The 13955-nt window shown below is 50.2% G+C and carries 13 protein-coding genes; 10 read left to right on the forward strand and 3 right to left on the reverse strand.

Annotated elements, in window-relative coordinates:
• Positions 1-83: 83 nt before the first annotated feature.
• Together CpATCC19410_RS07265 and CpATCC19410_RS07270 are read left to right on the forward strand one after the other, a co-directional pair.
• On the forward strand, positions 84-1184 hold the full coding sequence (locus CpATCC19410_RS07265) for a glycosyltransferase family 4 protein (protein ID WP_014367166.1): 1101 nt from the start codon (positions 84-86) through the stop codon (positions 1182-1184).
• Positions 1185-1189: 5 nt separating this feature from the next.
• Positions 1190-1648, forward strand: coding sequence for a LemA family protein (locus CpATCC19410_RS07270; protein ID WP_013242040.1), 459 nt, complete (start codon positions 1190-1192; stop codon positions 1646-1648).
• Between the two features lie 15 nt (positions 1649-1663).
• On the opposite strand, the gene CpATCC19410_RS07275 is transcribed toward CpATCC19410_RS07270, so the two are convergent.
• Genes CpATCC19410_RS07275 through CpATCC19410_RS07285 form a run of 3 tightly spaced genes read right to left on the reverse strand, consistent with a single transcriptional unit; the run spans position 1664 to position 5139 of the window.
• Positions 1664-2875 carry an aminotransferase class I/II-fold pyridoxal phosphate-dependent enzyme gene (locus CpATCC19410_RS07275; protein WP_014300730.1) on the reverse strand — a complete coding sequence of 404 codons (1212 nt, stop codon included), beginning with the start codon at positions 2873-2875 and terminating at the stop codon, positions 1664-1666.
• Positions 2872-3603 (reverse strand): 6-carboxyhexanoate--CoA ligase, encoded by a 732-nt coding sequence (locus CpATCC19410_RS07280; RefSeq protein WP_013242038.1) that lies wholly within the window; start codon positions 3601-3603, stop codon positions 2872-2874. The genes CpATCC19410_RS07275 and CpATCC19410_RS07280 overlap by 4 nt, the downstream gene beginning before the upstream one ends.
• A 60-nt stretch (positions 3604-3663) precedes the next feature.
• Positions 3664-5139, reverse strand: coding sequence for a glycosyltransferase family protein (locus CpATCC19410_RS07285; protein WP_013242037.1), 1476 nt, complete (start codon positions 5137-5139; stop codon positions 3664-3666).
• Positions 5140-5351: 212 nt separating this feature from the next.
• On the opposite strand from CpATCC19410_RS07285, the gene CpATCC19410_RS07290 reads away from it, so the two are divergent.
• From CpATCC19410_RS07290 to secF, 8 genes are all read left to right on the forward strand, one after another.
• Complete coding sequence (locus tag CpATCC19410_RS07290; RefSeq protein ID WP_013242036.1) at positions 5352-6248, forward strand: acyl-CoA thioesterase; 897 nt, start codon at positions 5352-5354, stop codon at positions 6246-6248.
• A gap of 238 nt (positions 6249-6486) precedes the next feature.
• Positions 6487-7239, forward strand: a complete 753-nt coding sequence (locus tag CpATCC19410_RS07295) for a YebC/PmpR family DNA-binding transcriptional regulator (RefSeq protein ID WP_013242034.1) — start codon at positions 6487-6489, stop codon at positions 7237-7239.
• A gap of 333 nt (positions 7240-7572) precedes the next feature.
• On the forward strand, positions 7573-8154 hold the full coding sequence (gene ruvC, locus CpATCC19410_RS07300; protein WP_014401215.1) for a crossover junction endodeoxyribonuclease RuvC: 582 nt from the start codon (positions 7573-7575) through the stop codon (positions 8152-8154).
• 159 nt (positions 8155-8313) lie between these two features.
• On the forward strand, positions 8314-8925 hold the full coding sequence (gene ruvA, locus CpATCC19410_RS07305; RefSeq protein WP_013242032.1) for a Holliday junction branch migration protein RuvA: 612 nt from the start codon (positions 8314-8316) through the stop codon (positions 8923-8925).
• A gap of 21 nt (positions 8926-8946) precedes the next feature.
• Positions 8947-10044, forward strand: coding sequence for a Holliday junction branch migration DNA helicase RuvB (ruvB, locus tag CpATCC19410_RS07310; protein WP_013242031.1), 1098 nt, complete (start codon positions 8947-8949; stop codon positions 10042-10044).
• A gap of 46 nt (positions 10045-10090) precedes the next feature.
• Positions 10091-10426, forward strand: coding sequence for a preprotein translocase subunit YajC (gene yajC, locus CpATCC19410_RS07315; RefSeq protein WP_013242030.1), 336 nt, complete (start codon positions 10091-10093; stop codon positions 10424-10426).
• Positions 10427-10759: 333 nt separating this feature from the next.
• A complete protein-coding gene (gene secD, locus CpATCC19410_RS07320) occupies positions 10760-12628 on the forward strand; it encodes a protein translocase subunit SecD (protein WP_013242029.1) in 1869 nt (622 codons plus the stop codon).
• The gene (gene secF / locus CpATCC19410_RS07325) at positions 12625-13746 is read left to right on the forward strand and encodes a protein translocase subunit SecF (protein ID WP_014401214.1); all 1122 of its coding nucleotides are present in this window, start codon (positions 12625-12627) and stop codon (positions 13744-13746) included. Before secD ends, secF begins: the two co-directional genes overlap by 4 nt.
• Positions 13747-13955: the final 209 nt, after the last annotated feature.

Genomic DNA, 13955 nt, shown 5'->3' on the forward strand with positions numbered 1-13955 from the left:
TAGTAGGGGCGTTGTTTGCGCCAGTGCTATGTCTTAAAAGACTGCTTAGATGACCAAAAGCCTATTGGAACAGAGGAAGATACATGCGCATAGGAATTGTGTGCCCCTATTCCTTTGATGAACCAGGTGGCGTTCAATCTCATATTCTTGACCTCGCGCGTAAGCTTATACAGATGGGGCACTACGTTGGTGTGATTGGCCCTTGCTCAGACTCAACGAATGTGCCTGATTTTGTGACAAAAGGTGGTCGCTCGTGGCCGATTCCTTATAATGGCTCGGTAGCGCGGCTGTCTTTTAGCCCAAAGACTTTTAGGCAGATACGTGAGTTTATTCAGGAGGGGAACTTTGACGTACTCCACATCCATGAGCCAAACTCTCCGAGTTTTTCTTTAGCCGCGTTGAAGGTGGCACAGGGGCCGATTGTGGCCACCTATCATGCGTCGAGTAGCAAGTCGACGCTTCTGACGCTTGCTTTACCGTTCTTGCGTGGTTCGTTGGAGAAAATCCGTGGAGGAATTGCGGTGTCTGAAATGGCCCGCCGTTGGCAGGTGCAAATGCTGGGAGGTGATCCCGTGTCTATCCCCAATGGGGTGGACACATCGCTTTTTGCGCAGGCTCGCAAAGATGTTTTTCTTAAAAATACAAAGGATCCAGTGGAAATCGTCTTTCTGGGGCGTATCGACGAACCACGAAAAGGTTTAGACATCCTTTTACAGGCTATAGACCAGCTTGATTGCCGCGTCCACGTCACTGTTATCGGTGGCGGAGCACCGCGTTCTAATACAGAGGCTGTGGAGTTTGTCGGGAGGGTCTCAGAGGAACGGAAAGCTGAAATTTTGGGCGCAGCTGATATTTATGTTGCGCCTAACACCGGAGGCGAGAGCTTTGGTATCGTGCTGGTCGAGGCAATGGCCGCTGGTTGCGCAGTGGTTGCAAGTGACCTAGAGGCTTTTCACGCAGTATGTGATGCAGATTCTCCTACACCAGCTGGATTGTTGTTCCATAACGGGGATGCTTCTGCGCTGGCGGATGCGCTGCGGTTACTTATACATTCCCCAGAGCGTAGAGAACAACTAGCTAGAGCCGGTGAGACTAGAGCAAGTCAATATGACTGGGAGCGGATTGCCTCTGAAATAGTCCGGGTTTATGAGACTGTTGCTGATGGCACGAAAGTAGAGATCTGATTGCTATGACCACCATATTGATGATAGTTATTGCGGTCCTGCTCACTTTTATCGTGGTGTGGGCATGGATGATGGCACAGAGGCTGAACCGTCTGCATATCCGCACAGATTCTGCGTTGCAAGCATTGCAGGCGGCTCTTGACCGGCGTGCCGCGCTGGTAGCTGCATTACATCCTGAGACAGTGTTGGAAGCTCAGGCGGCTCAGAAAATTCAACTTGGGTATGAGACGTTTGCTGATCGAGCGGAAAAAGAGCGGGTAATTTCTGCCCGGATTGCCGCGATTGGAGAGTCTGCGGAACCGATGATCGTTGATGCGGAAACTCGTCTTTCTTTAGCGCACCGCTTTTATAATGACGCTGTTGCGGATACCCGCGCATTACGAACGCGAACGCTCGTGCGTTGGTTGCGGCTAGGAGGTACAGCGAAGCTTCCCGAATTTTTCGAATTCGCCGATTATTCATAAGCCGGCAACAACAATTTAGTGATTCTGCGGCATCAGCCGCTGGATGGCCTCAGCAAGTCGCCTTAATTGCTGAGTAGTGTGGGCTGCGGTTAGCGTGACTCTCAAGAGCGCTGATCGCCGGGCTACAGTGGGATATCTGATAGCGGGTACAAAGAATCCTTCATCGGCAAGTGATTGCGAGATGCTTACAGCACGTGCGGAATCACCTACATGGATAGGGATGATGGGCGTTTGGGATACCGGGATACCCAGGAGTCGGCTGAAATATACGATGTTGTTGTGTAAAGCCTCTAAACGCTCAGGCTCATCCTCAATGACTGAAAGAGCGGCAGCTACACTGGCAACAGTCGCAGGTGTTGGCGACGTAGAAAAGACGTAGCTTCGCGCTCTATTCCGCAATAAGGTTGCCACCTCATGATTGCATAGGACAAAGCCGCCTTCGGAGCCTAGGGCTTTGCTTGCAGTGCCGATGAGAATTTCACGAGTAGAATCGATGCCAGTTTTTTCAGTAATACCTTTTCCCGTGGGGCCTAGTGCTCCGACCCCGTGGGCGTCGTCAAGCAAAAGCCAAGCGCTATGTTTGTTACAGAGCGCGCGTAAATCATTAATATGCGCGGTTTCGCCGGTCATGGAAAAAACGGCATCGCTGATAACCAGGGCATGCGGTGTCCTGCAGTCTTTGAGCATGCGCTCGAGTGTCGGCATATCGTTGTGCGGATACACGCATACCTGAGCCTTGGACATCCGGCATCCGTCAATAATGGATGCATGGTTGAGCTCATCTGAGTACACGGTGGTTGATGCTGTGGCAATTGTGGCGATTGTAGAAAGATTAGCTTGGTAGCCGGTCGCAAAAAATACAGCATCCTCAACGCCAAAGAACGTTGCGAGTTGTTGCTCTAAAGCGGAGTGGAGATTGGTGCCTGTGGTAAGCCTGCTCCCTCCGGATCCTGTGCCAAAATCATGAATAGCCTGGATGGCAGCTTCTTGCACCGCTGGGTGAACTGATAATCCGAGATAGTCAGAAGAAGCAAACAAACACATCTCCGCGCCCTCTATAAGGGTTAGCGGCGTTTGCGGCCCATCGAATCGTGCTGGAGTTCGTAATAGTCCTTGATCAGACCAACAACGATTTTTCTCTCCCGCAAACTCTCCGAGAGGGGAGAAAACTGTTGTACGACCTGGATGCGCAGATGCTGCGGGATGCTGAGAGTCAGGGAGAGTCATAAAATTAAAACCGGGGTGTTCTCTATGTGATTGATTGCTGTGGCAACGCTTGCTTTCTCCGAATCTAAAATAAATACTCTTCCGCCTAAGGGAGAGCCCAAGCGCTTCATAGTATGTACACGAGTATAAACGCCGTTTAAAGAAACATACCCGGTGGTGTAATCGGGGTCGTCTGAAATGCAGATCTCTGCGATAATTCCCGGCGCACTCATAACCTTGGAAGATAGAATGAGCGCCTCGTGGTAGTGGTTTTTGCTTATTCCTATTTCTTTGTTGTCAGGCTTCGCCGAGATTGATGATGCGTCCCCGAAATTGGAGGCCCGGATACCTCTGTTGTGATCGGGTTCGAGTCGGCGAGCAGAGTGAGCATCTAATAGGATTGCCCCACGCATATTACGGATTGTAAGAAGTAAATCTACGGCCTTCTGTGCAACTTCAGCAGAGCACACTGTAGTAAGTTGCTGTTGTACAAAGCCATGGGCATCGTGGCAGTCACGCGCTTGATACTCTCGTGTGAGAAGACGAGGCACACGTTGAATATCTGACTCGGGGATACTCTCTATTTTTGTGGTAATTGCGTCGGGGACGCCTTTGGCATGATTCATGGCGCGTTCAACGAATTGTGCGGTCAGGCGGGGCACATCTGTGGGACAAGAAACAAGGGTTTCGGCCCCAGAGATATGTTGCCCCTGAAGACTTGCCCGCATCCTAACGCTGTAGAAGGTCATAGTTGCGTAATTATAAGCCACTAATTGAACGATGTTCAATGATTTCTGGGTAGCCTGAAACTATTTCTTCTGCATGCCAGATGTGAAAGAACTGGGTTGACCGGAATGTGTTGACTGATCGGACACGATGCGCGGTGCCTGCGCAGCCCAATCTGTGGCTTGCTTTATAGCACAAGGTTGTGTGTGCTCGGGCTGCAAGATCGGTGATTGCACAGGAGGCTCTTGCATAGACAGGAGGGATGGGTTTTCTATGCTGGAGCTTTCTTCTTTTAATTCAGGAAATGTTTTTGGCAAAGCTTGAAAAGACCGTTCTGTGGGCAGCGTAGGGTCATGATCCACAACAGAGGCCCGTATCGCCCATACAAGAGCAACGGCAGTAGCCACTAGGTACAAAACATTCCGAATTACTAGTGCATTAACGCCATCAGTGTGATCAAAGGGAACCTGCATGATGCTGGGGTAATTCTGCGGATATACCTGCCAACTGAAATAAGCTAGCGCCACCATGATGAGAGCCTCAATGACTGCAAATACGGACTTAGGCTTAACCAGTAATGCAATGGCCACGAGCGGACCTACCCAGATGATGTACTGGGGTGATAGCACCTTATTGGTCACTATTAACAGCAAGGCAACAGCAATTGACCAACATAAAGTGGGATATGCGCGCCACGTACCAAAAAGAAAATGTTTGAGCGCCCAGAGCAAAACAAAGACAACGGTAGCGCCCATGAGCCACGTGCTTATCGACGCCGCGGTTTCTACACCCGGTCCTATAATTTCAAAGCTTTTCGACGCCGCGTAGAAGACCTCATAATCTTCAGGTGAAGTTATCGCCCGATACATGAAGAGGGTGGCTGGCAAAGACTCAATCTGTAAGCCGCGATCGCTCTGATACGTCAGAGGGGAAAGGAGACGCTCCCACCCACCCTGAATATAAACGATAGACCCGAAGGCTAGGAGGGCAACCGCAAAAGAGAGAAGGCGCAGCCAACTTTTGCCGGAAGAGAATTTTCCTACCAAGCCAGCAGCAAGAACTCCAGGCCAAAGCTTCATGCTTGTAGCGAAAGCTAGTATCCATGAGGCCACATAAGGATGCGAGAACAGAGATAATGCAGCTAGTCCTACAAGCACGCCAGGGACAATATCTAGCCTGAGTATGAACACCTGCATAGTGGCCAGACCAAAGGCACACCAATAAAGGGCCGCTATAGTGCGACCGCGCCAGCGCGATGTGACTAGAAAAGCGTAGAAGAGGGCGTCGACAAGCAAGCACATAATGACAAAGCCAATAATAAAATGCTCTAAGTTGCTGCCGGTAATCCAGCCCAGCAGGTTAATAGGCCATGTGCCCACCTCGGGATACTCTTTTAACGCGCCGGGGACTAGGCGGAATACACCGACAAAATAGTATTTTACGTCGCCTACTGGGCTGGTCTCCTGTAAAACGAGCCGCACCAGAGTTACTCGCGAAGCTACCCACAATACCCACAACAGAAGACTCACCAAGGCAGAGCTTGGTATCAGTTTTTTCACTACGTGCACCCTACGAACAACCGACAGCATACATAAGGGAACATACCGCAGCCTCAATAGTATTAGACGTCTAGACACAGGGATCGGGAACAAAAGTTACGGTAGGGGTACCCAGTCTGAGCATAGGGATAGGACCAATGAAAAACCCTAGAGGTGCAGGTAGATTTGACCAGGGTAGTAGAAAATAGGTGGATGACGGTGAAGGATTATCGATGAGCAAGATATATGAAGTTTTAAATCTTGAAAATATTGATAGAGATATTTTTCGCGGTCCTGCAGTGGCATCTTCCCTCACTCGAACCTTCGGCGGCCAAGTGGCTGCACAGGCATTGGTAGCAGCGACCCGAACAGTTCCTTCTGAAGCCTTTATCGTGCATTCCCTTCACGCTTACTTTGTTCGTGCCGGTGACTCTTCACAGCCTACGATCTTTCAGGTTGACCGGGTGAAAGACGGCAGGAGTTTTATTGCTCGACATGTGACCGCAATCCAGGACGGACGCCCTATTTTTAGTATGCAGTCGAGCTTTCATCGACGAGATGACTGCGGCCCAGAGCACTCCGACCTCATGCGCCGGGTGCCTGAGCCAGAACAAGTTCAAGTGGACAGAAAAGCTCTCCCCGCAAGTTCTAGGGAGCTCCTTGATGAATGGGGCGACTGGGACATTAGGAAAGTGCCCGATGCTGACTTTGATCACAATCCTTATACCGCAAGCCAACAGGTAATCTGGTTCAAATCAAAAGAAGCGTTGCCTGATGATGAAACCTTCCATATTTGCACTCTTGCGTACATGTCTGACATGACGCTATTACATGCTTCGCTCGTTCCTCATTCGCAGGAGCGAGTTAAAATAGCATCACTAGATCATGCGATGTGGTTCCTCCGCCCCTTTAGGGCAGATGAGTGGCTCCTTTATGATCAAGTCTCTCCGTCTGCACACGGAGGTCGCGCGCTGACCCAAGGGCGGATTTTTAATCGTTCTGGTGATCTTGTTGCTATCACCACTCAAGAAGGATTAACCAGAAGCATTTCAGACACAGAAGAACCCCTTCCTTTTGCCACGCCAGAGGTAAAGGGAGAGTCTGAAGGCGGTGTGGAGAAGCTCGGATAGAAGAAAATAAGGCTCAAAATCTGCCGAACGCTAAAAAATTGCAGAATCTGCCGTATAATGGCGCCGTTGCGTTACATGACGACGTCGTATGTTCAGTTTTATGGCATTACCGTTATGAGTTTGCTGTCTATAAAAGCAGCTCGTTCAGACACCATTGGTAATGGCATCAGAATCAAAATATCAGTGCTCACCTTATAAAAGTGGGGATTGTACGGCGCACCACTATGAAAGGGAGTCAATGTCAGGCCACTCCAAATGGGCTACCACCAAACATAAGAAGGCTGCTAACGATGCTAAGCGCGGTAAAGAATTTGCCAAGCTGATTAAAAATATCGAGGTTGCTGCACGTACTGGTGGTGGGGACCCTTCTGCGAATCCAACCTTGGATGACATGATTAAGAAGGCCAAGAAGGCTTCCGTTCCTAACGATAATATTGAGCGTGCCCGTAAGCGCGGATCCGGTGAGGAAGCCGGTGGCGCAGACTGGCAGAACATCATGTATGAAGGCTACGGCCCCAACGGGGTAGCAGTACTTATTGAGTGCCTTACCGATAATCGCAATCGAGCAGCTTCTGAAGTTCGTACCGCTATGACCAAAAACGGCGGAAATATGGCAGAGTCCGGTGCGGTTTCTTACATGTTTAAGCGTCGCGGGGTAGTCCTGGTAAACAAGGGAGAACTTACTGAGGACGACGTGCTCATGGCTGTACTCGATGCGGGAGCAGAAGAAGTCAACGAAGTCGGCGATAAGTTTGAGGTGCTCTCAGCGCCGGGCGACACCGCGGCTATTCGCGATGCACTCACGGAAAATGGCATTGAGGTGGAGGACGCAGATTCTGATTTCCGCGCAGACGTTCTAGTTCCTCTGGAGGCTAACGATGCTCGGAAAATTTTCCGCTTGATTGATGCACTTGAAGACTCTGATGATGTTCAGAATGTCTTTACAAACATGGATCTTAGTGATGAGGTTCTCGCTGAGCTCGACGCTTAGCAAATAGCCCACCAGATCAGCCCACCGTAGTTAGTGCAGTGTACTAGGCGGTGGGTTTGTTCTTGTTCTTGGGTGGCGGAATTAGAGCGAGAGAATTTTCGCAATTATGTGCTAAATTTAGAACGTGTGTGGAATTCTTGAGTTGCTAGAAATAATTAAAAGTACAAAAGCAACCGTGCTTTGTGTGGATTATTAGCTCTCAGGATAATTGAGCGAGACTGCATCACCTTTTTATATGTGGTGATTTTTTGTTGTGTGATACATACGAAAAGCCTTGGCAACAATGGCTTTTAATCGAGAGCTCCTAAGGGGACAGATAAAGGGAATGTGGGAATGAGCACCGAAGGTTTACGAGTAATGGGGATTGACCCTGGTCTTACCCGGTGCGGCCTATCCGTAGTACAAGCTGGACGTGGTCGGCAAGTAATGCCTATTGCGGTAGGGGTGGTACGAACTCCACCTCACGCTGATCTTACTGTGCGTCTGCTGGAACTGAGTGATGCAGCAAACGAATGGATGGATGAGTATCAGCCCGATGTAGTGGCTATTGAGCGGATTTTTGAGAGAGGCAACGTCTCTACGGTGATGCATACAGCACATGGAGTCGGGGTATTGGTGCTAGCGGCAGCTCAGCGTGGAATTGATGTACACATGTACACCCCTAGCGAAGCGAAAAAAGCTATTTCTGGGAATGGGCGAGCAGACAAGAAACAAATGACCGCAATGATTACCCGGATTTTGGGTTTAAGTGAGCCTCCTAAACCTGCCGATGCAGCAGATGCTTTAGCGCTTGCGGTTTGTCACTGTTGGCGTGCCCTTATGCTGGAGATACAACGTAAAACCGAAAGACAGAGTGCAGAACAGAAAAAACGGCTAGCCTTGCTGGCTAAAGCAGCTGCAGAAAATAACACATAAGTCGATGCGATCCGTGAGGCGCGTAGCCCGATAATTTTGACGATACGATTGATGGAAGAAAGCTGAGCCGCTGCGGATTGTCTCTGGAATAGCGAAATAATCTTCCCAAAAATATTCACAATGTGCGGAAAAGAAGATTTTCAATGAAAGGTATTAACCATGATCGTTTCCCTTCGCGGGACTGTAGCCTCCATCGGTCTTGGTAGCGCAGTTATTGAATGTAACGGGGTTGGGTATGAGGTGCTCGCTAGTCCCAGCACTTTGTCTCAAATGCGCAGAGGCGAAGAATTCTTTGTCCTGACTACGATGGTGGTCAGAGAAGACTCCCAAACTCTTTATGGGTTTGCTAGTGATGAAGCTCGGCAGATGTTTACGCTGCTGCAGACTGTCTCTGGACTAGGGCCAAAGCTGGCGTTGGCGGCACAATCAGTGTTGTCAGCAGTGGATTTAGCTCAGGCGATTGCTAATCAGGATGCAAAAACTCTACAACGTATCCCCGGGGTGGGAAAGCGAGTCGCAGAGCGGATTATTGTCGACCTCAAAGACAAGGTTTCAGCTTTTATTACCGATGGGGGTGCTACCCCTGCGTCGGGAGGCTCATCTTCTGCAACGAGTGATGTTTCCGCACAGGTGTTGGAGGCTCTTCTCGGACTTGGTTTTACAGAGAAAGTTGCAGAACCTGCGTTGAATTCCGTGTTGAGCGAATCTCCGAACGCTACTACATCCCAGGCGCTGCGGTTAGCCCTGAGCACGCTGGGGAAAAAGAAATAGGACGAAGGGCAGCGATAATCCATGGCAAACATAGAAAAGACAGAATTCAATATTGTTCCGTCTGGAGGCCAGGTTTCTGAGACCGGTAGACCTAAAAATGCCCCGGTCGATGCTCGTCAGCAGGCTGGCGAAAATGATGCAGAGACAACACTGCGGCCGAGAAGCATCGAGGAGTTTATCGGACAGCCTAAAGTTCGGGGACAACTTAACCTTGTGCTGACGGGTGCAAAAAAACGTGGTGTTACTCCAGACCACGTGCTGCTGTCTGGCCCACCTGGTTTGGGAAAAACAACGATGGCAATGATCATTGCCTATGAGTTGGGAACGAGCCTAAGAATGACCTCAGGGCCGGCGTTGGAGCGAGCCGGAGATCTGGCAGCGATGCTGTCTAATCTGATGGAAGGCGACGTGCTTTTTATCGATGAAATTCACAGGATGGCGCGTCCTGCAGAAGAGATGTTGTACATGGCAATGGAGGATTTTCGGATCGATGTGATCGTGGGTAAGGGGCCAGGGGCCACATCGATTCCGTTGGAACTAGCGCCGTTTACCCTTGTAGGTGCTACGACTCGCTCCGGGATGCTCACAGGTCCTTTGCGGGATCGTTTCGGTTTCACTGCACAAATGGAGTTTTATGAAAATTCTGACCTGACTAAGGTTGTGCTGCGTGCTGCTAAGATCCTTGGCGTTACCATCGATGATGCGGCGGCAATCGAGATAGCTTCGCGTTCCAGGGGAACGCCTCGTATCGCTAACCGGCTTTTGCGCCGGGTGCGGGATTTTGCAGAGGTTCACTCCGATGGGCATATCGATGTGGAGGCTGCGCGTTCGGCTTTAGTTGTGTTTGACGTGGACGAAAAAGGGCTTGATCGTCTAGACCTGGCTGTTTTGGAGGCGCTTATTAAGGGCCACGGGGGAGGGCCTGTGGGAGTAAACACACTGGCAATCGCCGTGGGGGAAGAGCCCTCGACGGTGGAAGAAGTGTGTGAGCCGTACCTAGTACGCGCAGGAATGATAACGAGAACAGGGCGGGGGCGTGTTGCCACTGCTGCAGCCTGGCGTCATTTAGGATTAGTGCCTCCGGAAGGCCTGGCACATTTTGGTGACGAGTCTAGTTAGGGGGCGGCTAACGTTAGTGCCATTCTTTCTGGCAAACTGAGGTCCTATGTCTACTAATTTCCTCCTGCTTATTGCCCTCCTACTAGTTCTAGTACTTCCGTCGTTTTTGCTACAGAAGAAGCAGAAGCGACGGATGCAAGAGCTCAAGGAGCTACAAGATAGTGTGATGATCGGAGATGTTGTTGTCACCACAGCCGGATTGCATGCGACGATCCGGGGTATCGATGCGGAAACCGTTGAGCTTGAGACAAGTCCTGGTGTGGTTAGTACGTATGAAAAGTTTGCCGTGGTTAAAAATTTGACCGCAGAAACCAATAAAGCGGCTGCGGAGGCTAAGCCGGAAAACCATGAAGATGACACTCAGCTGGGCTCAAATAGCTAAACGTGGGGTACTAAGCGCCCCATGGACATAAGCTAAGCCCCTTGGAATTCCGCGAGCGTAAAAGATTTTTAATTATTAGGGTCACCTTAACCGGGTGGGTGTCTGACATCTTGCCGGGGTTATGCCGTACCATTAGCCGGGATATCCCTGTTAGCGTTTTCTCAGGCGCGGAATGGAACGGTTGTGGCGACGGTTTTCCCGTTAGGCCTGACCGATATCACACATAGATTTGATTTTGTTGACGACGAGCCATAGTGCATGTTTGCGGAATCATCGTCGCTCTCTTCTATACATAAAAGAGGAGAGCAGAATTGTTAAGAGGAGAACTTTCAATTGCCTTCGCAATCACAGAAGGCGGCTAAAGGATCCAGAGCGTGGCCCAAACGGGCACTTGCTCTTTTTATCCTGATTATCGCCGTGATCTATGCATTGATCTTTGCCACAGGTGACCATAAGGCCACACCAAAGCTTGGTATTGACCTGCAGGGTGGTACCCGCGTTACTTTGGTACCACAAGGCGCAAACCCTACTGATGAACAGTTGCGACAGGCGCGGATGATCCTCGAAAACCGTGTGAACGGTATGGGAGTCTCAGGCGCAAGTGTTGTCACGGACGGGAATACCCTTGTTATTACTGTTCCAGGTGAAGACACTTCTCAGGCACGAGCACTCGGACAGACGTCTCAGTTGTTGTTCCGTCCTGTTGCAACCCCAGCCCAGCCGGATACCGCAAAATTGCTTGATTCCTTAGAAGCTATGGCAAACCGTTGGGTCTCTATCGGGGTGCTTAATGCTGATGAGGCAAACACCGCGCTTGAGAACACCTCTAAGGCTTTGGCTAAATCCCAAGGCAAAGAAGAAAAAGACGCAAAGGCACCCAAAGTTACCGCTGCAGCTCCGGAGACTCCAGCGAACTCTATCGAGGCCGAGGCTTTCCGTAAAAAAGTTATTGATGCGCTGAAGAAGGATCGCCAGTCTACGGATGCCACAACACAGTTGGCTGCAAGCTCTTTGCTTAAATGCACTGATCAGCCGGATCCACTTCAAGGAACTGATGAGGCAGCTTTGCCATTGGTCACTTGTGACCCCAGCAGCGGTCGAGTTTATGTACTTGACCCAGTTCCTACGCTTATCGGGGAGAACCCAGAAGCCAAGGACGCAAAGCGGCTTACTGGCAACGAGATAGACACTAACCGCCCGATCACCGGTGGTCTCAACAGCCAAACCGGCCAGATGGAGATTGGTTTTTCCTTCAAATCAGAAAATGGCGATCAGGGGAGTGCTACCTGGGCTGATTTGACACAGAAGTATCTGCAAAAGCAAGTAGCAATCACCCTCGACTCCCAAATCATTTCTGCTCCTGTAATCCAGTCTCCGACACCAGTTGGCTCGGCGACATCGATTACGGGTAGCTTTAGCCAGCAAGAAGCTCAAGAGTTGGCTAACAATCTGAAATACGGAGCACTCCCGTTGAGCTTTGCGGGTGAAAATGGTGAATCTGGTGGAACCACCATTACAGTTCCTGCATCTTTAGGAACGGCTTCGTTGAAAGCCGGCCTGATTGCAGGGCTTGTAGGGCTGGCATTAGTAGCAGCATTTTCCTTCTACTTCTACCGGTTCTTTGGAATCATCTCGATCTTCTCACTATTTACTTCTTTCGCTCTGGTGTACGGGTCTTTGGTTTTGCTCGGCCGCTGGATAGGTTATTCCTTGGATCTGGCCGGTATCGCAGGTTTGATTATTGGTATTGGTACTACAGCTGACTCCTTCGTAGTTCTCTATGAGCGCATCAAGGATGAGGTAAGAGATGGACGTACTTTCCGTTCAGCCGTTCCTCGCGGTTGGGAACGTGCTAAGCAAACGATTATCACTGGTAACGCTGTTACGCTCATCGGCGCGGTCATTATTTATATCCTCGCCGTCGGAGATGTTAAGGGCTTTGCATTTACGTTGGGTCTTACGACGCTCTTTGACATTGTGGTGACCTTCTTGGTTACTGCGCCACTGGTGATTATGGCTTCACGTAAGCCGTGGACCGCTCAACCGAGCGCGAATGGGATGGGCAAAATCTTTAAGATCGCCCAACAGCGTGAACAGGAACGGAAGCTGCGCGAAACCACAGTAGCTGACTCCGAACAGGGGCTCGTCGGGGTATCCGTCGACTCCAAAGAAGCTGATAAGCACGAGGGAGACAACAAGTGAGTTCCAAAGGAGTTCTAAATAAGCTTTATACCGGTGGCGGCGGCCTCGACTTTGTAGGCAGGCGCCGGACTTGGTACTGGACAACTGCGGCAATTCTGCTTGTATGTCTTGTCAGTATCGCTCTTCGCGGGTTTAGTCTCGGTATTGATTTTGTTGGCGGTACAAAAATCAACATGCCGGCAGGAAATCTGGAAACCGCTTCAGTTTCTAAAACCTTTGAGGATGCCACGGGCGTTGAGCCAAAGTTGGTCCAGATCGTAGGAGCTGGCGATACCCGGATCCTAGAGATTAATTCCAAGAGGCTTTCGGAAGAACAGATCGGCAGCGCCCGGCAGGCACTTTTTGAGGCTTATAAGCCTGCCGACGCCTCCGGGAAACAAACTCCAGATGCTATTGGTGATTCCACGGTCTCAGAATCGTGGGGTTCTACGATCACTAAGCGGATGTTGATTTCCATGTTCGTCTTTTTGGTTGCCGTGTTTATCTACATTGCTGTGCGTTTGGAACGCGAAATGGCCGTGGCGGCTATTACGGCGCTTCTCATAGACTTTGTTGCCATCGCAGGTATCTATGCGCTTCTCGGCTTTGAAGTTTCTCCCGCAACAATCATTGGTTTGCTCACGGTTCTCGCGTTTTCGCTTTATGACACCGTCATTGTTTTTGATAGAGTCCGCGAGAATACAGCTGGTTACTTAGGAAACCGGTCTCGAACTTATGCCGAGCATGCAAATCTAGCAGTGAACCAAACCGTGATGCGTTCCATTTCCACTACCGTTATCTCGGCACTTCCGATTCTTGCTCTCATCGTTATTGCAGTGTGGCTGTTGGGCGTAGGAACGCTCAAGGATTTGGCGCTTGTACAGCTGATTGGTGTTATTGAGGGAACCTTCTCCTCTGTCTTCCTTGCTACTCCGATCCTTGTGAGTCTGAAAAACCGCTCGAAGGAGACTAAAGCCCACAACGCTGAGGTCGAGGAACATCGAAATCCGCAGAATAAGGCTAAAGACTCTGTGGAAAATTCCGGTGACGTGTATGTCTCTGATCTTTCTCAGAGCCACAAGCGCACCGTAAGTTCTCCTACGTCTACAGGTGCTAGCTGGCGCCCACAACGTCGTTAGGCAAAACACAATCACGTACTGCCTCTTGTCCCCGGGTACCAGGGACAAGAGGCAGTTTTGTAAAAAGCGCAGCAACGTCGGATGCAAGAAAGAATATAATAAGGATTGATGTGGTCAGGGTGTGGCGTTCTATACTTTTTGATAGAGAAGCGTAGAGTTTCTAACTCTTTGACTAAGTGAAGGGTCCGTCTATTGAGCGCACCGAAAGA

This window comes from Corynebacterium pseudotuberculosis (genome assembly GCF_002155265.1).
GTDB lineage: Bacteria > Actinomycetota > Actinomycetes > Mycobacteriales > Mycobacteriaceae > Corynebacterium > Corynebacterium pseudotuberculosis.